The organism is Serratia sp. BIGb0163 (assembly GCF_024809935.1).
GTDB classification, from domain to species: Bacteria; Pseudomonadota; Gammaproteobacteria; order Enterobacterales; family Enterobacteriaceae; genus Serratia; species Serratia quinivorans.
In genome coordinates this window covers 343,021-363,607 of sequence record NZ_JANUDZ010000001.1, presented here as the reverse complement: position 1 = coordinate 363,607, position 20,587 = coordinate 343,021, and the positions used below count along the sequence as shown (strand labels likewise).

At 57.3% G+C, this 20,587-nt stretch carries 22 protein-coding genes and 1 other annotated feature; of the genes, 16 read left to right on the top strand and 6 right to left on the bottom strand.

Annotation, left to right across the window (positions count from 1 at the left end):
• The first annotated feature begins 83 nt into the window (after positions 1-83).
• On the top strand, positions 84-1,451 hold the full coding sequence (locus tag M2406_RS01730) for a cystathionine beta-synthase (RefSeq protein ID WP_259188253.1): 1,368 nt from the start codon (positions 84-86) through the stop codon (positions 1,449-1,451).
• Between the two features lie 13 nt (positions 1,452-1,464).
• Positions 1,465-2,610: a PLP-dependent aspartate aminotransferase family protein gene (locus tag M2406_RS01725; protein WP_017892219.1), complete on the top strand. Its 1,146-nt coding sequence runs from the start codon at positions 1,465-1,467 to the stop codon at positions 2,608-2,610.
• Between the two features lie 84 nt (positions 2,611-2,694).
• Here the strand turns inward: M2406_RS01725 and M2406_RS01720 are convergent, their stop codons facing one another.
• Both M2406_RS01720 and M2406_RS01715 read right to left on the bottom strand, forming a co-directional pair.
• The gene (locus M2406_RS01720) at positions 2,695-3,714 is read right to left on the bottom strand and encodes an isopenicillin N synthase family oxygenase (protein WP_259188251.1); all 1,020 of its coding nucleotides are present in this window, start codon (positions 3,712-3,714) and stop codon (positions 2,695-2,697) included.
• The gene (locus M2406_RS01715) at positions 3,659-3,895 is read right to left on the bottom strand and encodes a hypothetical protein (RefSeq protein ID WP_071821351.1); all 237 of its coding nucleotides are present in this window, start codon (positions 3,893-3,895) and stop codon (positions 3,659-3,661) included. Before M2406_RS01715 ends, M2406_RS01720 begins: the two co-directional genes overlap by 56 nt.
• A 112-nt stretch (positions 3,896-4,007) precedes the next feature.
• Here M2406_RS01715 and M2406_RS01710 point away from each other — a divergent pair, with 112 nt between their 5' ends.
• The 4 genes from M2406_RS01710 to M2406_RS01695 all read left to right on the top strand — a co-directional run bounded on the left by M2406_RS01710 (position 4,008) and on the right by M2406_RS01695 (position 6,984).
• Positions 4,008-4,664: an HAD family phosphatase gene (locus tag M2406_RS01710; RefSeq protein ID WP_012006057.1), complete on the top strand. Its 657-nt coding sequence runs from the start codon at positions 4,008-4,010 to the stop codon at positions 4,662-4,664.
• 105 nt (positions 4,665-4,769) lie between these two features.
• Positions 4,770-5,390, top strand: coding sequence for a glutathione S-transferase family protein (locus M2406_RS01705; protein ID WP_017892217.1), 621 nt, complete (start codon positions 4,770-4,772; stop codon positions 5,388-5,390).
• A gap of 182 nt (positions 5,391-5,572) precedes the next feature.
• Entirely contained in the window at positions 5,573-5,992 is a 420-nt protein-coding gene (locus tag M2406_RS01700; protein WP_259188249.1) for an N-acetyltransferase, read from the top strand.
• Positions 5,993-6,003: 11 nt separating this feature from the next.
• Positions 6,004-6,984, top strand: a complete 981-nt coding sequence (locus M2406_RS01695; RefSeq protein WP_012006054.1) for a magnesium and cobalt transport protein CorA — start codon at positions 6,004-6,006, stop codon at positions 6,982-6,984.
• 40 nt (positions 6,985-7,024) lie between these two features.
• Here the strand turns inward: M2406_RS01695 and M2406_RS01690 are convergent, their stop codons facing one another.
• The gene (locus tag M2406_RS01690) at positions 7,025-8,386 is read right to left on the bottom strand and encodes a sodium:solute symporter (protein WP_259188246.1); all 1,362 of its coding nucleotides are present in this window, start codon (positions 8,384-8,386) and stop codon (positions 7,025-7,027) included.
• 71 nt (positions 8,387-8,457) lie between these two features.
• Positions 8,458-9,390, bottom strand: coding sequence for an agmatinase (gene speB / locus M2406_RS01685; protein WP_012006052.1), 933 nt, complete (start codon positions 9,388-9,390; stop codon positions 8,458-8,460).
• Between the two features lie 248 nt (positions 9,391-9,638).
• On the opposite strand from speB, the gene M2406_RS01680 reads away from it, so the two are divergent.
• A complete protein-coding gene (locus tag M2406_RS01680; RefSeq protein WP_112362345.1) occupies positions 9,639-10,556 on the top strand; it encodes a LysR family transcriptional regulator in 918 nt (305 codons plus the stop codon).
• A gap of 56 nt (positions 10,557-10,612) precedes the next feature.
• On the opposite strand, the gene M2406_RS01675 is transcribed toward M2406_RS01680, so the two are convergent.
• Positions 10,613-11,437, bottom strand: coding sequence for an SDR family oxidoreductase (locus tag M2406_RS01675; protein ID WP_012006050.1), 825 nt, complete (start codon positions 11,435-11,437; stop codon positions 10,613-10,615).
• Positions 11,438-11,666: 229 nt separating this feature from the next.
• On the opposite strand from M2406_RS01675, the gene hisL reads away from it, so the two are divergent.
• The 9 genes from hisL (at position 11,667) to hisIE (ending at position 18,946) form a co-directional block, all read left to right on the top strand.
• Entirely contained in the window at positions 11,667-11,714 is a 48-nt protein-coding gene (hisL, locus tag M2406_RS01670) for a his operon leader peptide (protein WP_101495319.1), read from the top strand.
• Positions 11,690-11,816: a sequence feature (His leader region), on the top strand. (Overlaps the previous gene by 25 nt.)
• A gap of 70 nt (positions 11,817-11,886) precedes the next feature.
• Complete coding sequence (gene hisG, locus M2406_RS01665; RefSeq protein ID WP_041414374.1) at positions 11,887-12,786, top strand: ATP phosphoribosyltransferase; 900 nt, start codon at positions 11,887-11,889, stop codon at positions 12,784-12,786.
• Between the two features lie 4 nt (positions 12,787-12,790).
• On the top strand, positions 12,791-14,098 hold the full coding sequence (gene hisD, locus M2406_RS01660; protein ID WP_012006048.1) for a histidinol dehydrogenase: 1,308 nt from the start codon (positions 12,791-12,793) through the stop codon (positions 14,096-14,098).
• Complete coding sequence (gene hisC, locus M2406_RS01655; RefSeq protein ID WP_012006047.1) at positions 14,095-15,183, top strand: histidinol-phosphate transaminase; 1,089 nt, start codon at positions 14,095-14,097, stop codon at positions 15,181-15,183. Before hisD ends, hisC begins: the two co-directional genes overlap by 4 nt.
• Positions 15,180-16,247 (top strand): bifunctional histidinol-phosphatase/imidazoleglycerol-phosphate dehydratase HisB, encoded by a 1,068-nt coding sequence (hisB, locus tag M2406_RS01650; protein ID WP_012006046.1) that lies wholly within the window; start codon positions 15,180-15,182, stop codon positions 16,245-16,247. Before hisC ends, hisB begins: the two co-directional genes overlap by 4 nt.
• Positions 16,247-16,837, top strand: coding sequence for an imidazole glycerol phosphate synthase subunit HisH (gene hisH / locus M2406_RS01645; protein WP_012006045.1), 591 nt, complete (start codon positions 16,247-16,249; stop codon positions 16,835-16,837). Before hisB ends, hisH begins: the two co-directional genes overlap by 1 nt.
• Before the next feature lie 5 nt (positions 16,838-16,842).
• A complete protein-coding gene (gene hisA / locus M2406_RS01640; protein ID WP_012006044.1) occupies positions 16,843-17,580 on the top strand; it encodes a 1-(5-phosphoribosyl)-5-[(5-phosphoribosylamino)methylideneamino]imidazole-4-carboxamide isomerase in 738 nt (245 codons plus the stop codon).
• Positions 17,562-18,338, top strand: a complete 777-nt coding sequence (hisF, locus tag M2406_RS01635; RefSeq protein ID WP_259188235.1) for an imidazole glycerol phosphate synthase subunit HisF — start codon at positions 17,562-17,564, stop codon at positions 18,336-18,338. The genes hisA and hisF overlap by 19 nt, the downstream gene beginning before the upstream one ends.
• Positions 18,332-18,946: a bifunctional phosphoribosyl-AMP cyclohydrolase/phosphoribosyl-ATP diphosphatase HisIE gene (hisIE, locus tag M2406_RS01630; RefSeq protein ID WP_259188234.1), complete on the top strand. Its 615-nt coding sequence runs from the start codon at positions 18,332-18,334 to the stop codon at positions 18,944-18,946. The genes hisF and hisIE overlap by 7 nt, the downstream gene beginning before the upstream one ends.
• Before the next feature lie 73 nt (positions 18,947-19,019).
• On the opposite strand, the gene gndA is transcribed toward hisIE, so the two are convergent.
• Entirely contained in the window at positions 19,020-20,426 is a 1,407-nt protein-coding gene (gene gndA / locus M2406_RS01625) for an NADP-dependent phosphogluconate dehydrogenase (protein WP_259188232.1), read from the bottom strand.
• Between the last annotated feature and the right edge of the window lie 161 nt (positions 20,427-20,587).

Genomic DNA, 20,587 nt, shown 5'->3' with positions numbered 1-20,587 from the left:
TTATTTGTTCTTTTTAATGCGCTTATTGGCAGAGCTATCATCCATATAACGGCTTTTAAACCGCATTATTTTGGAGACACCCCATGGCCATACCTCATTCCGTCATCGATATGATCGGCAACACTCCGATGCTGGAACTGACCGGGTTCGATACCGGCCCCTGTCGGCTGTTCGTCAAACTGGAGAATCAAAACCCCGGCGGTTCGATCAAGGACCGCGTGGCACTATCGATGATCGAACAGGCGGAGCGTGACGGCAGCCTGCAGCCAGGCGGCACCATCATTGAAGCCACCGCCGGCAATACCGGCCTGGGGCTGGCGCTGGTGGCCGCCCTGAAGGGATATAAACTGCTGCTGGTGGTGCCGGACAAAATGAGCCGGGAGAAGATTTTCCATTTGCGTGCGCTGGGTGTGGAAGTTTTGCTGACCCGTTCCGACGTGGGCAAGGGCCACCCGGCTTACTATCAGGACTACGCCAAACGCCTGGCGAGTGAGATACCCGGCGCGTTCTATATCGATCAGTTTAACAATCCTGCCAATCCGGCGGCCCATTCCCGCACCACCGCCCCGGAACTGTGGCAACAGATGGAGCATCAGGTGGATGCTATCGTGGTCGGTGTCGGCTCCGGTGGCACGCTGGGCGGTCTTAGCCACTATTTTGCCGAAGTATCGCCGCAGACCGAATTTGTGCTGGCTGACCCGGCCGGTTCGATCCTGGCGGATTATCTCGATAACGGCCAGATAGGCGAGGCCGGCAGTTGGCTGGTGGAAGGCATAGGTGAGGATTTCGTCCCGCCGTTAAGCGATTTCAACCAGGTGCGCAACGCCTACCGCATCGGTGATGCCGAGGCCTTTACCACCGCACGCGACCTGCTGCGTAAAGAAGGCGTGCTGGCCGGCTCGTCTACCGGCACCCTGTTGGCCGCCGCGCTGCGCTATTGCCAGGCGCAGACGGAACCGAAACGGGTGGTCACCTTCGTGTGCGACAGCGGCAACAAGTACCTGTCTAAAATGTATAACGATCACTGGATGCTGGAACAGGGCCTGTTGAGCAAACCACAGCATGGCGATCTACGCGATCTGATCGCCTACCGCCATGACGAGGGCGCGGCAGTGTCGGTGGCATCGGAAGACACTCTGGCGATCGTCCATGCCCGCATGCGGCTGTATGACATTTCACAGTTGCCGGTGCTGGAGGGCGATCGGGTGATCGGTCTGATCGACGAGTGGGATCTGCTGAATGCCGTGCAGGCCGACGCCAAACATTTCAGCCTGCCGGCCTCCCACGCAATGACCCATTCGGTCAAAACCTTGCAAAAGGAAGCCAGCTATCAGGATTTGCTCGCCACCTTCAACCATGGCCACGTGGCGGTGGTGCTTGACGGCGAGCGTTTCCTCGGTCTGATTACCCGCACAGACGTACTTAACGCCTGGCGCCAAAAATTACGTTAATAAGGATGATTGTATGGCCAAGTTTGATACGTTGACCGTTCACGCCGGTTATACCCCGGACGCTACCGGCGCAGTGATGCCGGCCATTTATGCCACCTCCACCTATGCCCAACCGGCACCGGGGGAACATACCGGCTATGAATATTCGCGCAGCGCCAACCCAACACGTACCGCGTTGGAGAGCGCTATCGCCGAACTGGAAGGCGGCAGTCGCGGTTACGCTTTTGCTTCTGGCCTGGCAGCCTGCTCGACGGTGCTGGAGCTGCTCGATCAGGGCAGCCACCTGGTGGCGGTTGACGACCTGTACGGCGGGACCTATCGCCTGCTGGAAAAGGTGCGTAGCCGCACCGCCGGATTGCGTGTGACCTATGTTTCACCGGCGGACATTACCGCACTGGAGCAGGCGATCGAACCGGATACCAAAATGATCTGGGTGGAAACGCCGACCAATCCGCTGTTGAAGCTGGCGGACTTGAGTGCGATCGCGGCGATCGCCAAAAAACACGATTTAATCAGCGTGGCGGACAACACCTTCGCCTCACCTTATATTCAACGTCCGCTGGAACTCGGCTTTGACGTGGTGGTGCATTCCGCCACCAAATACCTCAATGGCCATTCCGACGTGGTGGCCGGTGTGGCCGCGGTAGGGAATAACCCGGAGTTGGCCGAACAGCTGGGTTTCCTGCAAAACGCGGTAGGTGGCATTCTCGATCCGTTCAGCAGCTTCCTGACGTTGCGCGGTATCCGCACGCTGGCGCTGCGCATGGAGCGTCACAGTAATAGCGCCTTGCGCATCGCCCAGTGGCTGGAAAGCCAACCGCAGGTGGAAGAAGTCTACTATCCGGGCCTGCCGAGCCATCCACAACACGCGCTGGCGGCGAAGCAGATGAGCAGTTTCGGCGGCATGATTTCGGTGCGCCTAAAAGGTGACGATGCCTTTGCCCGCCGGGTGATCAAGCGTTCAAAACTGTTCACCCTGGCAGAAAGTCTGGGCGGCGTGGAAAGCCTGATTAGCCAACCGTTCAGCATGACCCATGCGTCGATCCCGCTGGAGCAGCGGCTAAAAACCGGCATCACGCCACAGTTACTGCGTCTGTCGGTAGGCATTGAGGATGCGGATGATCTGATCGCCGATCTGCAGCAGGCTCTGGCGGAGTAATCGCGGCCCTGATGTAAAACCGTAGGGGTCGAACATGTTCGACCCGATTTAACCCATTGGGCGCTGCATGCGGCGCCCCTACCATTAGGCGACAACGTCCTGGTAATAGCGCTGCGCCACGTCGGGATGAGAGCGGATGCGTCCTTTCAGGTAGTTAAAGCCCACGTCACGCAACAGTGGATTATGCGGATCGCTGGCTGGACCACGCGCCTCGGCCGCCAAATGCGCAGGGAGCTGATACAGCGGCACCACGGCGTCCAGCCGTGCCCCGAGGAAGAAGGCAATCGACAGACGCTCGCTGCCCGCCGGCGGTGTATCTACCCGGTGCACCGTGGCACGCAGATAGCCGTTGGTTGCCAACTCCAGCAGTTCACCGATGTTGACCACAAAGCTTTCTTCAAGCGGTTCGGCGTCAACCCAGCGCCCTTCGTCAACTTCAACCTGCAGACCTTTCTGCCGGTCCTGCAGCAAAAAACTGAGAAAACCGGAGTCTTTATGGGCGCCCACCCCTTGCCCGCTGTCGGTAGCATCCCGCCCCGGGTAGCGGATCAGTTTGATATGTTCATTGGGTTTATCGCCGTAGAGCGAGTCAAATGCCTGCTCCGGCAAAGAAAGCGCCAGCGCGAAGGCGCGCAACAGTCGCAGCGACATGGCGGTCATCGCCTGCTGCCACTGCAACAGCAGCGGTTTGAGTGCGGGCAACGCCTCAGGCCATTGATTCGGCCCCTGTAAACGCGCCCATCGCGGAGTCTCATTGGCCAGTTGCAACGCAGGACGCTCCGCGCCGATATCGAACTGTTCACGCCAGTCCGGCTGTCCGCGCGTCAATTCGGCCGCCGCTCGGTTATAACCGCGGAAATGCGGCGAATGCACCATCTGCACCGCCAGCTTGTCGGCTTCCGGCAACGCAAAAAACTGCCGGGCATGCTGCTGCAGTTGAGCATTCAACCTGTTATCCACGCCGTGTCCGCGCAGATAGAAAAAACCTACGTCACGGGCGGCCTCACGCAACCCGTCAAGAAATGCCTGCCGCTGTCGCCGGTCGCCGTCAAGCTGCGAAAGACTCAGTTGCGGCAGCGTCTTCAACGTCAGTGGTGGCGTCATTATCCTGTTCCTCTTCATCTCCGACAAAAACCGGACCGCTATAAAGGCGAATGATCAGCATCGTTAACTCCTGGATGGCCAGTGCATTAGCCCTATAGTTACCACCCCGCCAGAGACGCCAGCCAATATTGTTGCGTTCTAAGTTATGCAAAGATTCAACAAAGCGTCGCAAAACTGTCATCAAGGTTTCTTATGCTCTGCGCAATTTGTTTGCCGCCACTGGCTGGCGGCTTACGCTATCCGCTATTCTGTATACACCCCCATTTCACTCCCTGCCTGCTGGAGAAATACTGATGGATTTAGCCTTATTCGACCTGGATGAAACCCTGATTGATGATGACAGCGCCAGCCTGTGGATGCGCTGGTTAGTCACCGAGGGGTTTGCGCCGGCGGAACTGGAACAGCAGGAACAGCAGCTGATGCAGCTCTATTATCAGGGCAAGCTGTCGATGGAGGATTACATGCAGGCCACGCTGGCCCCATTGGCCGGCCTGAATACCCAGACGGTGGCCGGTTGGGTGCAGCGTTATATCCGCCGCGATATTCTGCCGCGTGTCTACCCCGCCGCTCGTGAACGACTGCTGTGGCACCGCGAGCGCGGTGACTGCATTTTGGTTATTTCCGCCACCGGCGAACATCTGGTCGCGCCGATTGCCGCACAGTTGGGTGCCGACGACGCACTGGCGATTGGCGTTGAGGTGCAAGACGGCCGCTTCACCGGTAACACTTACGGCACCATGACTTACCAACAGGGCAAGGTAACTCGCCTGAAAAAGTGGCTGGCTGAACACCCGGAGCTGAGCTTCGAGCACAGCCACGGTTACAGCGACTCACTCAACGACAAGGCGATGTTGGAATATGTCGACAGCGCCACGGTGATTAATCCGGACAGAGAGCTCAACGCGCTGGCGGTGGAGCACGGCTGGGAGATTTGCCGCTGGGAGCGCTGAATGTGCCGCCCGGTCGGCAAAAAATGCCTTCCGGTGTGACAACGCCCCGATTGTGGCGTACGAATAAGTACTTAGGTTAATTAACCCATATAAAAGAGGCGTTCTATGCTGACCATTTGGGGTCGTGAAAATTCGAACAACGTCAGAAAAGTGCTGTGGTGCGCCGCGGAACTGGAGCTGAACTACAGCCATATCAATGCCGGTGGCGCCTTTGGCAAAGTGAACGATGAGCTCTACCGTTCATTAAACCCGAACGGCCTGGTGCCATTGCTGCAGGACGATGACTTCGTTCTGTGGGAATCCAACACCATAGTGCGCTATCTGGCGGCAAAATTTGGCAGCGAGCCGTTCTACCCGCAGGATCTGCAGGCACGCGCCAGCGCCGAGAAATGGATGGACTGGACCACCTCCACCATTGTCAGCCACTTTAGCGTAGTGTTCTGGGGCCTGGTGCGCACCAAGCCGGAACTGCGCGACATGGCCAAGATTGAAGCGGCGATCGCCGCGCTGGAAAAGCACTTCGACATCGTGGAAGAAACCCTGGGCCGCCAGCCTTATCTTTCCGGTGAGTCGTTCGGTATCGGTGACATCCCGCTCGGCAGCTTTGCTTACGCCTGGTTCTCAATGCCGATTGAGCGCCAACCTCGCCCGAACATGGAACGCTGGTATCAGCAACTAACCGAACGCCCGGCCTATCAGCGTGGCGTCATGAGTGAGTTAACCTGAGTTTTCTGCGCCCCTGCCGGGGCGCTATTATTTCTCCGCCAGTTGCCGGAACATCCCCCTGAAGTCATCTGGCCCGCCGCCCGTAACGCACCCAGCGTGCTGACCCCATGTTTATATTAAATTTCAACATGTTGCCTTTTCCACGGACTGTGCTTAAGTTAAGGGTTCACCAAGGAGGAAACATGAACATCACCGTTACCGAGATACCTGACGAAGCAACCCTCAACGTGATCCGTTTGGGTTTGCGGGCCCATAATAGCCCATATATTGACCCTACCCAACGCAAGCCCCTTGCCGTCTATAGCCAGGATGAAGCCGGTCGGGTGGTCGCAGGCCTGACCGGTGAAACCTGGGGCAACTGGTTGAGCGTGGAATGGCTGTGGGTGGATGATTCGCAGCGCGGCAGCGGGTTAGGTCGCAAGGTGGTGTTGGCGGCGGAACAGGAAGCCAGGGCGCGGGGTTGTCGTTATGTTCGCCTGGATACCTTCAGCTTTCAGGCGCGCCCCTTCTACGAGAAACTCGGTTACCAACTACAGATGACGCTGCAGAATTATCCGGTAGAGCACGAATGTTACGTTCTCACCAAAACTCTTTTTGAATAGCAGGTGGCTTGATGGAAACCGCAACCATGGTTGTGAATTGCGTGGCGTACAAGGCCGGTCAACGGCTGGGTGAAGTGACCATTGATGATATCAGCGAGGTGGTCAAACAGCCGGACACCTTCGTCTGGCTCGGGTTGTGGCAGCCGGAAGACGCCTTTATGCGCAAGGTGCAGGAGGAGTTTGGCCTGCACGATCTGGCGATTGAGGATGCGCTTTGCGCCCACCAGCGGCCCAAGCTGGAAGCCTACGGCGATTCACTGTTTATCGTGGTCAAAACCGCGCAGTGGGGTCAGGGCGAAGTCGAATACGGCGAAACACACTTCTTCGTCGGCAAAAACTTCCTGGTTTCAGTGCGCCACGGCGCATCACCCAGCTATGCGCCGATCCGCGCCAAAGCCGAGGAAAACCACAGGCAAATGTGCCGTGGGCCGGGTTTTGCCTTGTATTCGGTGCTGGACTTTGTGGTGGATAACTACCGTACCGTGGTGGCGAAGTTCGAGCAGACCATCGAAGGCATCGAAGCCAACATGTTTAAATCGGAGTTTGATCAGGCCGCCATTGAGAACGTCTATACCCTGCGCCGTCACCTGCTGGCACTGCGCAATGCCGCGATGCCGATGGACGAAATCTGCAATCAACTGATTCGCCTGCATGAAGAGGTGATCCCGAAAGAGCTGCGCGCCTACGTGCGAGATGTGCAGGACCATGCGCGCCAGGTGGTCAGCAACATCGACGATATGCGCGAAATGCTGACTAACGCCATGCACGTCAACCTGGCGCTGGTCACGGTAAAACAGAACGAAGTGGTAAAACGACTGGCGGGCTGGGGGGCGATCCTGGCGATCCCAACGGTAATATTCAGCCTGTACGGCATGAACTTCGCCAATATGCCGGAACTGAAATTCCCCTGGGCCTATCACACCATCCTCGGGGTGACCGGCGTCGGCTGCTTCTTCCTGTATCAAAAACTGAAGAGATCCGGCTGGCTGTAAGCGGCACTGGGGCTGCGCACGACAGCCCCGTTTTTACCCTTTACTCGGGCTGAACCTGCGGCAGCGGGCCTGGTCGGGTCAGCAGGCTGCCAATCAGAAAGGCCGCCCCGCCCGCCAACAGACCCCCGTAGATTGGGCTGTTGGCCTCAATGCCGTGATAATACATCAGCACCAATACGCTCAGACTGCCGGTCAGCATGCTGGCGATAGCACCGGTGCTGGTGGCGCGTTGCCAGAAAATCGCACCGATCAGCGGGATCAACATACCGCCCACCAACAGGTTATAGGCCAGCGTTAGCGCCATCATTACGTCGCGCACCACGAACGCCAGCCCCAACATAATGCAACCCATGACAAACGTCGTGAATCTCCCGGCCGCCAGCCCACCGGAGGGCCGCTTGCGGACAGCCGGCAATACATCTTCCAGCGCGATGGTTGACGATGCCAACAAACAGGCACTGGCCGTCGACATCAGCGCCGCCAACGCCGCCGCAGCCACCAGCCCGCTGACGCCCGGCGGTAGCACCGCCTGAGCAATGGCGGCAAAGGCACCGTCGGTATTGGTCAGTTGCGGCAGTACCAACTTGCCGGCCACCCCATACAGCACGCAGTACACCCCAGCCCCCAACCCGGCATAGCGAGCAATATTGGTGCTGCGGGCGGTAAATACCCGCTGCCAGATATCCTGACCAATCAGAATGCCGAAGAAGTAGATCAGGAAGAACACCAGGATGGTATCGAGCCCGATCGACGACAGCTGGTAGTAGCTGTCCGGCAACAGGTGACTGAACGCCGCCCAGCCACCCGCCTTGACTATGCTCATCGGCATCAACACCAGCATCATGCCGACGGTCATGATGATAAACTGGATGATGTCGGTTAGCGTCAACGACCACATGCCGCCCAGCGTGGAATAAAGCACCACCAAACCGCCGCCGAGCAGAATCGATGCGGTGAACGACAAATCAAACATCACCTGCATCACACTGCCGATAGCAATAATCGAGGTCACGGCCACCATCAGGTCATAAGCCAGCATGATGGCACCGCTGGTGACCCTGGCGGCCGGATGATAGCGCCGCGCCAGCACCTGGCTGACGGTGTAGAGCTTTAGCTTGAGCAAGGGTTTGGCCAACACCAGGCTCAACACCACAATCCCCGCCCCCAGCGCACCACACAGCCACACGCCCGAGATCCCGTAGGTGTAACCCAGCTTAACGCTGCCAATGGTCGACGCCCCGCCAAGCACCACGGCGGACAGCGTGCCCAGGTACAAACAGGGCCCCAGATTGCGGCCGGCCACCAGATAATCTTCCTTGGTGGTGGCCCGGCGAACGCCAAGCCAACCCACCGCCCCTATCACCAAAAAGTAAAACACCACTACCAGCAGGTCGAGATTCATCGGTCACTCCGCATGCTTGTTATTATTCGGTATCAGGCGCAACGGCTCCGCCGATCGGGTTATCGGTCGCCTTATCGCGACGGCAGTACACACAGCATTTCAAACAACAGATTGGCCGCCAGTAGCGCGGTGTTGCCGGAACGATCGTAAGGCGGCGAAACCTCCACCACGTCGCTGCCGACCAGGTTCAGCCCCCGGCAGCCTCTGACAATTTCCAGGCCCTGCCAGACCGACAGCCCGCCGACCTCCGGCGTGCCGGTGCCCGGTGCAAATGCCGGATCCAGGCCGTCGATGTCGAAACTGAGATAAACCGGCGCATTGCCCATCTGCTCGCGCACTTCCTCCATCAGCGGTGCCAACGAGCGGTACCAGCAGGCTTCTGCCGGTACCACGCGGAACCCCTGCTTGCGCGACCAATCGAAATCATCAGCCTCATAGCCGCTGCCGCGCAGGCCAATCTGAATGACCCGCTGTGGCTGCAATAGCCCCTCTTCAAAGGCTCGCCGGAAAGTTGTTCCGTGTGCCAACTTTTCACCAAACATCTCTTCGTTGGTGTCTGAGTGAGCATCTACGTGAATCAAGCCGACCGGGCCATATCGGCTGGCCATGGCGCGCAGCACAGGCAACGTCAGCGTGTGGTCGCCCCCCAGCGTCAGTGGAATGCAGCCGTGGGCCAGAATGCCGTTATAGGCCAACTCAATGCGACGAACGCTGTCTTCCAGGCTGTAAGGATTGATGGCGATATCCCCCAGGTCGGCCACCTGCAGCCGTTCAAAAGGTGCGGCAGCGGTGCCCATGTTGTATGGGCGGATCATCACCGATTCCTGGCGGATTTGCCGCGGCCCGTAACGCGTGCCACTGCGGTTTGAAGTGCCAATATCGAGGGGAATACCGACGAAGGCCGCATCCAGCCCTCGCGCATCGTCGGCAACGGGCAGACGCATCATGGTAGGGATACCGGCAAAGCGCGGCATATCATTGCCACTCTGGGGTTGATTCAGCATGATCTTTCCTTATTCGGCTGTCAGATAATTTCAACATTTGGATAACAAATACAGGCTACCCGCCCCCTGACAGGGCTACCATTCCATCTTTGGGATGTAAGTATTGAAAACACCGATGTTTGTTAACACATTGAAGCATTGGATTTTATTTAACATTCATGCCATAAAAAGACAGTTTTACGGCCGCCAGCTTCATTTTGGGGATGTTATGAAATGGTTAATTTCGCGCTATTACTGCGGAGGAAAGGATGCTCACCAACCTAAGCGATATTGATCTGCGGCTGCTGCGGGTCTTCGTCGCCGTCGCCGAAGCCCATGGCGTCAGCGCCGCCCAGGAAACGTTGCTGATGAACCAGTCGACCATCAGCACCCATCTCGCCACCCTGGAAACCCGGCTGGGATTTCGCCTCTGTCAGCGAGGCCGCTCCGGTTTCATGCTGACGCCGAAAGGCGAACGCATGCTGATCGCCTGCCGCACCCTGTTCAACGCCGCGCGTGATTTCACCCGCGTCAGTCAGTCGCTGAATGGGCTACTGACCGGTGATTTGCAGATTGGTCTGGTAGATAATCTGGTGTCGCTGCCGGGTAATCCCTTCAGTCATGCCATCAAACAATTTCAACGCCGACACCAGGATGTGCAGTTACAGTGCCGCATTTGCGCCCCCGGCGAAATAGAACAGGGGCTGCTGAATCAGCAACTCGATTTGGGCATCGGCTATTTCGGTCAGCAGTTGGACGAGTTGCAGTATCAGCCCTGGATAGCAGAGACGCAGGCGGTTTATTGCAGCAGCGATCATCCGCTGTTTTCGCTGGAGCAACCGGGGCGAGAACAGATTGAAAATGCACGCTGGGTTAAACGCGGCTATTTGTTGGCACAGCAACTTTGTCCGCTGGCACCGTTAAATCTCGGCGCCGTCGCCCATCATATGGAAGGAGTCGCCCATTTGGTGCTCAGCGGCGAGTACCTCGGTTACCTGCCCACCCATTACGCTGCACGTTGGGTAGAGCAAGGCGTATTGAAACAGTTAGGGGGGCAAGCGCTGTCTTATCAGGCGGCATTGAGTCTGGTGACCCGGCCGGGGGTGCCGAAGGAGGCCCTGAGCGCATTGCTGGAGGATTTGCAGCGCGCCGGGGAGATTTCAGCCGCTATGGTGTTGATGCAGTAACCAGCGTGCGAAAGCATAAAAAAATGCCCCGCATTTGGCAGGGCATCTTCACTCGCTTAATTAACCGGCATACGCGCCGGATCCGGGTACTGATATTCAAACCCCAGTTCATTGCAGATACGGCTGCCGTCCACCAGACGACCGCCCTGCTCCGTCTCGGCGGCAAACTGCGGCGGCGACAGATTTAACTGTTCGGCCAGCGCCGGGTAGAACTCACGCTTGGTGGGATGGGCCGGGGCGCACAGGTTATAAACGTGGCCGCCTTTCGGCAGTTTCAGCAACAGTTGGATCGCGCCGATCACGTCGTCCTGATGCACCAGATTGACTCCTTGCGAACCGCCTTTGACATCGACTTTGCCCGCCAGGAAACGTCCAGGATGGCGATCGCCCCCCACCAGCCCCGCCAGACGCAAAATATCCACCGAGGTGTTCGGCAGTTCATGCAGCCAACGCTCCAGCTCTGCCAGCACCAGGCCGGAAGGTGAAACCGGCTTCAGCGGCGAATCTTCGCGTACCGTGCCCGTGGTTTCCCCGTACACCGAGGTTGAACTGGTAAACAGAATGCGCGGCACACCGAAGGCCATCGCGCTGTCCACCAGCATGCGCACCGCATTAAAATAGTTTTCGCTGCCTTCGACGGTGCGGCGGGCTGGGAGTGTTATCACCAGCGCATCGACGCGCAGCAGCGCCTCCAGATCCTCCGGTTCGCAAATCAGTTCCGGCGTCAGTTCCAGCTGATAGCATTCGATCCCGCTCATCCGTGCGGCCTCGACGCCATCCGGCGTGGTTTTACTGCCAACAACGTCAAACCCACGGCTCATCAGCGACAGAGCCAGCGGCATACCCAACCAACCCAGGCCAATAATGGCTACCTTTTTCATCAGCTTCCTCTCTTGAAGACTGCAACGCTTTGCCCATTAAGGCTACGCCAGTCGGCGTAGTGATTCAATCCACCGACCTTAAGCTTAGGTAAAGTCGCGTCTTGCTAATAATTCATCCTGTTTCAATAAATTAAATTTATGACGAGAAAAAAGAGTTGCGTGAAAGACAGTGGATAGTTTAGGTTAATTAGCAATTGAGTTTGTAGCGACTTTATACAGAGAAAACATCATGACACGCATTCAGTTCAGCCACCATCATCACCATCACCCTGACTAGTCTTTCAGGCGATGTGTGCTGGAAGACGGTTTTTTAATCTTCCAGTGGCGCGCAGAATGCAAGAGAGAGCCCTCGGAAGATTTCTTCCGAGGGTTTTTTTTTGGCTCCGGACAGACAGACAAAATAATTTTCATAATAAATTCATAAAATTACAGATTAAACAGAGGTTACCATGCTGGATAAAACACGTTTACGGATAGCAATGCAGAAATCGGGCCGCCTGAGTGATGAGTCTCAGGAATTGCTGGCGCGCTGCGGTATCAAAATCAACCTGCAGCAACAACGCCTGATCGCCTTCGCAGAGAATATGCCGATCGATATCCTGCGTGTCCGTGATGACGACATCCCGGGCCTGGTGATGGATGGCGTGGTCGACCTGGGTATTATCGGTGAGAACGTGCTGGAAGAAGAGCTGCTCACCCGCCGCGCTCAAGGCGAAGACCCGCGTTATTTCACCCTGCGTCGCCTGGATTTCGGCGGTTGCCGCCTGTCGCTGGCCACCTCGCTCGACACTGAATACACCGGCCCACAAAGCCTGCAAGATGCCCGCATCGCCACCTCTTATCCACACCTGCTCAAGCAATACCTCGACAAACAGGGCGTGCGCTTCAAATCCTGTTTGCTGAACGGTTCGGTTGAAGTCGCGCCACGTGCCGGCCTGGCCGACGCCATCTGTGACCTGGTCTCTACCGGCGCCACGCTGGAAGCCAATGGGCTGCGTGAGGTTGAAGTGATTTACCGCTCGAAAGCCTGCCTTATCCAACGCGATGGCGAAATGCCGGAAGCCAAACAGCAATTGATTGACCGTCTGATGACCCGTATTCAGGGCGTGATCCAGGCGCGTGAATCCAAGTACATCATGTTGCACGCGCCGAGCGAGCGTCTGGACGAAATCGTCGCGCTGCTGCCGGGTGCCGAACGCCCGACCATTCTGCCATTGGCCGGGGCACAGAACCGCGTAGCCATGCACATGGTCAGTAGCGAAACCCTGTTCTGGGAAACCATGGAAAAACTGAAAGCGCTCGGTGCCAGCTCGATTCTGGTATTGCCTATTGAGAAGATGATGGAGTAACGCCATGTCGAACTTCAATACTCTGGTCAACTGGGCAGACTGCAGCGCCGAACAGCGCACGGCACTGCTGATGCGTCCGGCGATCTCCGCCTCGGACAGCATCAGCCGCACGGTGAGCGAAATCCTCGACAACGTGAAGGCCAATGGCGATCAGGCGCTGCGCGAATACAGCGCTAAATTTGATAAAACCGAAGTTGGCGCACTGCGCGTCACCGCAGAGCAAATAACGGCTGCCAGCGCGCGTCTGGGCGATGAGATCAAGCAGGCAATGGCAATTGCAGTCGCCAACGTGGAAACCTTCCACAATGCGCAAAAACTGCCGCCGGTTGATGTGGAAACCCAGCCGGGTGTGCGTTGTCAGCAGGTAACCCGTCCGATCGACTCGGTTGGGCTATATATTCCAGGCGGTTCTGCTCCGCTATTTTCTACGGTGTTGATGCTGGCGACACCGGCACGCATCGCCGGTTGCCGCCGCGTAGTGCTGTGTTCACCGCCGCCGATTGCCGATGAGATACTGTATGCCGCACAACTGTGTGGAGTGGAAGAGGTGTTTCAGGTTGGCGGTGCGCAGGCGATCGCCGCTATGGCATTCGGTACCGACTCCGTACCGCGCGTGGCAAAAATCTTCGGGCCGGGCAATGCCTTTGTCACCGAAGCCAAACGCCAGATCAGCCAACGACTGGACGGTGCCGCCATCGATATGCCGGCCGGCCCTTCCGAAGTGCTGGTGATCGCCGACGCCGGTGCCACTCCGGCATTCGTCGCCTCGGATCTGCTGTCACAGGCGGAGCACGGCCCGGACTCGCAGGTGATTTTGTTGACACCGGAAGCCGCGATGGCGCAGGCGGTACGCGATGCCGTAGAACAGCAACTGGCACAATTACCCCGCGCCGAAACTGCACGTCAGGCGCTGGCCAGTAGCCGACTGATTGTCACCAAAGATTTGGCCGAGTGCGTGGCCATCAGCAATCAGTATGGCCCGGAACACCTGATCATTCAGACCCGCGACGCCCGCGCTCTGGTCGACAGCATCACCAGCGCCGGTTCGGTGTTTCTTGGCGACTGGTCACCGGAGTCTGCCGGTGACTATGCGTCCGGCACCAACCACGTGCTGCCAACCTATGGTTACACCGCCACCTGCTCCAGTTTGGGGCTGGCGGACTTCCAAAAGCGCATGACGGTACAAGAGTTGACGCCGCAGGGCTTTATGAACCTGGCCGCCACCATTGAAACCCTGGCCGCCGCCGAGCAGTTGATTGCCCACAAAAACGCCGTGACCCTGCGCGTTGCCGCCCTGAAGGAGCAAGCATGAGCATTGAAAATCTGGCACGCACCAACGTTCGCGATCTGACCCCTTATCAGTCGGCACGCCGCCTGGGTGGCAACGGCGACGTGTGGCTGAACGCCAACGAATACCCGATCGCCCCAGAGTTCCAACTGACCGCTCAAACCTTTAACCGTTACCCGGAGTGCCAACCGGCACTGGTGATCGAACGCTACGCCGAGTATGCCGGGGTTAAAAAGGAACAGGTGCTGGTCAGCCGTGGGGCAGACGAAGGTATCGAACTGCTGATCCGCGCATTCTGCGAGCCGGGAAAAGACGCCATCCTGTTCTGCCCGCCGACCTACGGTATGTATGCCGTCAGCGCCGAAACCTTTGGCGTGGAGCGTCGTACCGTGGCGGCCAAACAGGACTGGCAGCTGGATTTGCCGGCCATCGCCGACAGCCTGGACAACGTAAAACTGATTTACGTCTGCAGCCCCAACAACCCGACGGGTAACCTGATCGATGCCAACGATCTGCGCAGCCTGCTGGAAATGGCCAAGGGCAAGGCAATCGTTGCGGTCGACGAGGCCTATATTGAATTCTGCCCACAGGCAAGCGTCGCCGGCTGGCTAAATGACTACCCGCACCTGGCTATCTTGCGCACCCTGTCCAAGGCCTTTGCACTGGCTGGGCTGCGCTGCGGTTTTACCCTCGGCAACGAAGATTTAATCGCTCTGCTGCTGAAGGTGATCGCCCCTTACCCGCTCTCCACTCCGGTCGCCGATATCGCCGCTCAGGCGCTCAGCACCGAGGGGATCCGCATCATGCGCCAACGGGTTACCGAGATTGCTGCCAACCGTAGTTGGCTGCTGCAGGCGCTGCAAAACTGTGCCTGCGTTGAACAGGTTTTCACCAGCGACAGCAATTACCTGCTGGCACGATTCACTGCCTCCAGTAATGTGTTTAAAACCTTGTGGGATCAGGGCATCATCTTAAGAGACCAAAATAAACAACCGGGGTTATCCGGCTGCCTGCGCATCACCATAGGCACCCGTGAAGAATGCCAGCGCGTGGTTGATGCGCTGTCTGCCCTGCCCGGTGCAACCAAGACTCGCCAGGAGCCAATGTGAGCCAGAAATTCCTCTTTATTGACCGTGACGGCACGCTGATTGCTGAACCACCAGAAGATTTCCAGGTCGACCGTCTGGATAAACTGGCGCTGGAGCCGGACGTGATCCCTTGCCTGCTGGAACTGCAGCAGGCGGGTTATCAACTGGTGATGATCACCAACCAGGATGGCCTCGGCACCGCCAGTTTCCCACAGGAAACCTTCGATCCGCCGCATAACCTGATGATGCAGATCCTCAGCTCACAGGGTATTCATTTTGAAGATATTCTGATCTGCCCGCACCTGCCGGCGGACAACTGTGACTGCCGCAAGCCGAAGACCGCGCTGGTCAAAGGCTATCTGGAACCCGGCGTAATGGATACCGTTCACAGCTACGTGATCGGCGATCGTCCGACCGACGTGCAACTGGCTGAGAATATGGGTATTCAGGGGTTGCGCTATCAGCGTGGCTCTCTGGGTTGGAAAGAAATTACTCGCCAACTGACCCAGCGCGATCGTCATGCACAGGTTAACCGCGTGACCAAGGAAACGCAGATTGACGTCAACGTCTGGCTGGATCGCGAAGGCGGCAGCAAGATCAAGACCGGCGTGGGTTTCTTCGATCACATGCTGGATCAGATTGCCACCCACGGCGGTTTCCGCATGGATATCAACGTCAAAGGCGATCTGTATATCGACGATCACCACACGGTGGAAGACACCGGCCTGGCGCTCGGTGAAGCGCTGAACAAGGCACTGGGCGACAAACGCGGCATCGCACGTTTCGGCTTTGTGCTGCCGATGGACGAGTGCCTGGCACGCTGTGCGCTGGATATTTCCGGCCGCCCACACCTGGAATACAAAGCGGAATTCAACTATCAGCGCGTCGGCGATCTGAGCACCGAAATGGTCGAGCACTTCTTCCGTTCGCTGTCCTACACCATGGGCTGCACCCTGCACCTGAAAACCAAGGGCAAAAACGACCACCACCGTGTCGAAAGCCTGTTCAAAGTGTTTGGCCGCACGCTGCGCCAGGCGATCCGCGTTGAGGGTAACACCCTCCCGAGCTCGAAAGGAGTGCTGTGATGGACGTGGTGATTCTGGACACCGGCTGCGCTAACCTGGCCTCCGTCACCTACGCGGTGCAGCGTTTGGGCTACCGCCCGGAAGTAAGCCGTGACCCGGAGATCGTACTGCGCGCCGACAAGCTTTTTCTGCCAGGCGTGGGTACCGCGCAGGCGGCGATGGATCAACTGGAACAGCGCGAACTGATTGAGTTGATCAAGGCCTGTACCCAACCGGTGCTGGGGATTTGCCTCGGCATGCAGTTGCTGGCAAAAAGCAGCGAAGAGAACGGCGGCATCGACACGCTGGGCATTATCGATACTCCGGTAACCCAGATGACCGACTTCGGCCTGCCGCTGCCGCACATGGGCTGGAATCAGGTGTCTGCGCAGGCGGGTCATCACCTGTTCCGCGGCATCGAAGACGGCGCCTACTTCTACTTCGTTCACAGCTATGCGATGCCGATATGCCCAAGCACCATCGCCCAGGCGAATTACGGCGAGCCCTTCACCGCCGCCGTGCAAAAAGACAATTTCTTCGGCGTGCAGTTTCATCCAGAGCGATCTGGCGCGGCCGGTGCGCAACTGTTGAAAAACTTTCTGGAGATGTAGGCAGCATGATTATTCCGGCTTTGGATTTGATCGACGGCAACGTAGTGCGTCTGCATCAGGGCGATTACGGCCAGCAGCGCGACTACGGTAACGATCCATTGTTACGCCTGCAGGACTATCAGCAACAGGGCGCACAGGTGCTGCATCTGGTCGACCTGACCGGCGCGAAAGACCCGACCGCGCGCCAAATCCCCCTGCTGCGCAAGCTGCTGGCGGGGGTTAACGTACCGGTACAGGTTGGCGGCGGCATTCGCAATGAGCAGGACGTCGCTGCCCTGCTGGAGGCCGGCGCAACCCGCGTGGTAATCGGCTCCACCGCGGTAAAACAGCCGCAGCTGGTACAGGGCTGGTTCGAACGCTACGGCGCGGACGCCATGGTACTGGCGCTGGACGTGCGCATTGACGCAGACGGCACCAAACGCGTGGCGATCAGCGGCTGGCAGGAAAACTCGGATGCCACGCTGGAACAGGTGGTTGAGCAGTTCTTGCCTTATGGCCTCAAACACGTGCTGTGCACCGATATTTCCCGTGACGGGACATTGGCCGGTTCCAACGTGGCGCTGTATCAGGAAATCAGCCAACGATACCCGCAGATCGCCTTCCAGGCCTCTGGCGGTATCGGTAATCTGGATGATATCGCCCAGCTGCGCGGCAGTGGCGTTGAGGGTGTGATTGTGGGGCGTGCCCTGCTGGAAGGTAAGTTTAGCGTTGAGGAGGCAATCGCATGCTGGCAAAACGGATAATCCCGTGCCTGGATGTTAAAGACGGGCAGGTAGTGAAAGGCGTGCAGTTCCGCAACCATGAAATTATCGGCGATATCGTGCCACTGGCGCAGCGCTATGCGCAGGAAGGCGCAGACGAACTGGTGTTTTACGATATCACCGCGTCAAGCGATGGCCGGGTGGTAGATAAAAGCTGGGTATCACGCGTGGCAGAGGTGATTGATATCCCCTTCTGCGTCGCCGGCGGGATTAAAAGCCCGGAAGACGCCAGCCAGATCCTCTCTTTCGGCGCCGACAAGATTTCCATCAACTCCCCGGCGCTGGCCGACCCGACGCTGATTAGCCGCCTGGCGGATCGCTTTGGCGTACAGTGCATTGTGGTGGGTATTGATACCTGGTTCGAAGCCGAAACCGGCAAGTATCACGTTAACCAGTACACCGGTGACGAAAGCCGCACCCGCGTCACAAAGTGGGAAACCCTGGATTGGGTGAAAGAAGTGCAGAAACGCGGCGCCGGCGAAATTGTGCTGAATATGATGAATCAGGACGGCGTGCGTAACGGCTACGATTTGGAACAGCTGCGCCTGGTGCGTGAGGTGTGCAAAGTGCCATTGATCGCCTCCGGCGGCGCAGGCACCATGGAACACTTCCTGGAAGCCTTCCGCGATGCCGATGTCGATGGCGCACTGGCCGCTTCGGTGTTCCACAAACAAATCATTAATATCGGTGACCTGAAAAGGTTCTTGTCCGAACAAGGTGTGGAGATCCGCCTGTGTTAACAGAACAACAAAGAAACCAGCTGGACTGGGAAAAAACTGACCACCTGCTACCGGTGATCGTCCAGCATGCCGTATCCGGCGAAGTGCTGATGCTTGGCTATATGAATCAGGAAGCGCTGGCCGTTACCGAGCAGAGCGGCAAGGTCACCTTTTTCTCACGCACCAAACAGCGCCTGTGGACCAAGGGCGAAAGCTCTGGCCACTTCCTTAACGTAGTCAGCATCACCCCGGATTGCGACAACGACACGCTGTTGATTCTGGCCAATCCAATCGGCCCCACCTGCCACCTGGGTAACACCAGTTGCTTCCACCCGGCCAGCAGCGATTGGGGTTTTCTGTATCAGCTGGAACAACTGCTGGCAGAACGTAAAAACGCCAGCCCCGACAGCTCTTATACCGCCAGCCTGTACGCCAGCGGCACCAAGCGTATCGCGCAGAAAGTCGGGGAAGAAGGCGTGGAGACCGCACTGGCCGCTACGGTGAATGACCGCAAAGAATTGACCAACGAAGCCTCTGATCTGATTTATCACCTGTTGGTGTTGCTGCAGGATCAGGATTTGGACTTGAGCAAAGTGATTGGCCGGTTGCGCGAGCGGCACCAGAAATAACCCTGTTTTTCAGGCAAAAAAAAAGCCGCCGGGCGTAAACCTCGGCGGCTTTTTTATACTTCAAACGTCGGGATTATTCCATCCATTCGGTATGGAATACGCCTTCTTTGTCGATACGTTTGTAAGTATGAGCACCGAAGTAGTCGCGCTGCGCCTGGATCAGGTTGGCAGGCAGAACCGCTGAACGGTAGCTGTCGTAGTAGGCAATCGCCGCAGAGAAGGTCGGCGTAGGGATGCCGTTTTGCACCGCATAGGACACCACGTCACGCAGCGCCTGCTGGTATTCATCAGCAATCTGCTTGAAGTATGGTGCCAGCAGCAGGTTAGCGATATCCGCGTCGTGTGCATAAGCGTCGGTGATTTTCTGCAGGAACTGTGCGCGGATGATACAACCGGCGCGGAAGATCTTGGCAATATCGCCGTAGTGCAGATCCCAGTTGTTTTCTTTGGAAGCGGCTTTCAGTTGAGAGAAGCCCTGCGCATAAGAAACGATTTTGCCCAGGTACAGTGCACGGCGCACTTTCTCAATAAATTCAGCCTTGTCACCGCTCACTGGGGTCGCTTTAGGACCGGTCAGCACTTTAGATGCAGCCACACGCTGGTCTTTCAGTGAGGACAGGTAGCGAGCGAACACTGACTCAGTGATCAGTGACAGCGGCTCGCCCAGATCCAGAGAGCTCTGGCTGGTCCATTTGCCGGTGCCTTTGTTGGCAGCTTCGTCCAGGATCACATCAACCAGGTATTTACCTTCTTCATCTTTCTTGGTGAAGATATCTTTGGTTATGTCGATCAGGTAGCTGTTCAGTTCGCCTTTGTTCCACTCGGCGAAGGTTTCAGCCAGCTGTTCGTTGCTCAGATTCAACGCCTGTTTCATCAGGGAGTAAGCTTCTGCAATCAGCTGCATGTCGCCGTACTCGATACCGTTGTGTACCATCTTCACATAGTGACCGGCACCGTCAGCGCCGATATAGGTCACGCAAGGCTCGCCTTCCGCTACCGCAGCGATTTTCTTCAGGATTGGCGCCACCAGCTCGTAAGCTTCTTTCTGACCGCCAGGCATGATTGAAGGCCCTTTCAGCGCGCCCTCTTCACCACCGGAAACACCGGTACCGATGAAGTTGAAGCCTTGATCAGACAGTTCGCGGTTACGACGGATAGTGTCCTGATAGTAGGTGTTGCCACCGTCGATCAGGATGTCACCTTTATCCAGGTGCGGAGTCAGGGAAGCAATGGTCTTGTCAGTCGCTTCACCCGCTTTCACCATCAGCAAGATGCGGCGTGGTTTTTCCAGCGATTCAACGAACTCTTCGACGGTGTAGTGCGGCACCAGGTTTTTACCTGGATTCTCGGCAATAACTTCATCAGTTTTATCGCCTGAACGGTTAAAGATCGAAACGGTGTAACCACGGCTTTCGATGTTCAGTGCCAGATTGCGGCCCATTACCGCCATGCCGACAACGCCGATTTGTTGCTTGGACATTGAAGAACTCCTGTCTGAGGATGACCCTGTTAACAACTGTGGCCAACAGGTTTTGTGATGTGGCACACATGTTAACTCAGGAAGCTGCCGCGTGGGTAGTGATTGGTGCGATAGTTATTTTTGTAACAAACAGGCAGCTCTGCAACGGCGTTAAAACATAA

Coding starts and splice junctions, on each gene's coding strand:
- M2406_RS01680 (WP_112362345.1), top strand. CDS start 9,639: ATGCTCACCAACCTAAGCGATATTGATCTGCGGCTGCTGCGGGTCTTC.
- hisA (WP_012006044.1), top strand. CDS start 16,843: ATGATTATTCCGGCTTTGGATTTGATCGACGGCAACGTAGTGCGTCTG.
- M2406_RS01675 (WP_012006050.1), bottom strand. CDS start 11,437: ATGAAAAAGGTAGCCATTATTGGCCTGGGTTGGTTGGGTATGCCGCTG.
- M2406_RS01700 (WP_259188249.1), top strand. CDS start 5,573: ATGAACATCACCGTTACCGAGATACCTGACGAAGCAACCCTCAACGTG.
- M2406_RS01730 (WP_259188253.1), top strand. CDS start 84: ATGGCCATACCTCATTCCGTCATCGATATGATCGGCAACACTCCGATG.
- M2406_RS01720 (WP_259188251.1), bottom strand. CDS start 3,714: ATGACGCCACCACTGACGTTGAAGACGCTGCCGCAACTGAGTCTTTCG.
- hisH (WP_012006045.1), top strand. CDS start 16,247: ATGGACGTGGTGATTCTGGACACCGGCTGCGCTAACCTGGCCTCCGTC.
- hisG (WP_041414374.1), top strand. CDS start 11,887: ATGCTGGATAAAACACGTTTACGGATAGCAATGCAGAAATCGGGCCGC.
- hisC (WP_012006047.1), top strand. CDS start 14,095: ATGAGCATTGAAAATCTGGCACGCACCAACGTTCGCGATCTGACCCCT.
- hisF (WP_259188235.1), top strand. CDS start 17,562: ATGCTGGCAAAACGGATAATCCCGTGCCTGGATGTTAAAGACGGGCAG.
- gndA (WP_259188232.1), bottom strand. CDS start 20,426: ATGTCCAAGCAACAAATCGGCGTTGTCGGCATGGCGGTAATGGGCCGC.
- speB (WP_012006052.1), bottom strand. CDS start 9,390: ATGCTGAATCAACCCCAGAGTGGCAATGATATGCCGCGCTTTGCCGGT.
- M2406_RS01710 (WP_012006057.1), top strand. CDS start 4,008: ATGGATTTAGCCTTATTCGACCTGGATGAAACCCTGATTGATGATGAC.
- M2406_RS01695 (WP_012006054.1), top strand. CDS start 6,004: ATGGAAACCGCAACCATGGTTGTGAATTGCGTGGCGTACAAGGCCGGT.
- M2406_RS01715 (WP_071821351.1), bottom strand. CDS start 3,895: ATGACAGTTTTGCGACGCTTTGTTGAATCTTTGCATAACTTAGAACGC.
- M2406_RS01725 (WP_017892219.1), top strand. CDS start 1,465: ATGGCCAAGTTTGATACGTTGACCGTTCACGCCGGTTATACCCCGGAC.
- M2406_RS01690 (WP_259188246.1), bottom strand. CDS start 8,386: ATGAATCTCGACCTGCTGGTAGTGGTGTTTTACTTTTTGGTGATAGGG.
- hisD (WP_012006048.1), top strand. CDS start 12,791: ATGTCGAACTTCAATACTCTGGTCAACTGGGCAGACTGCAGCGCCGAA.
- M2406_RS01705 (WP_017892217.1), top strand. CDS start 4,770: ATGCTGACCATTTGGGGTCGTGAAAATTCGAACAACGTCAGAAAAGTG.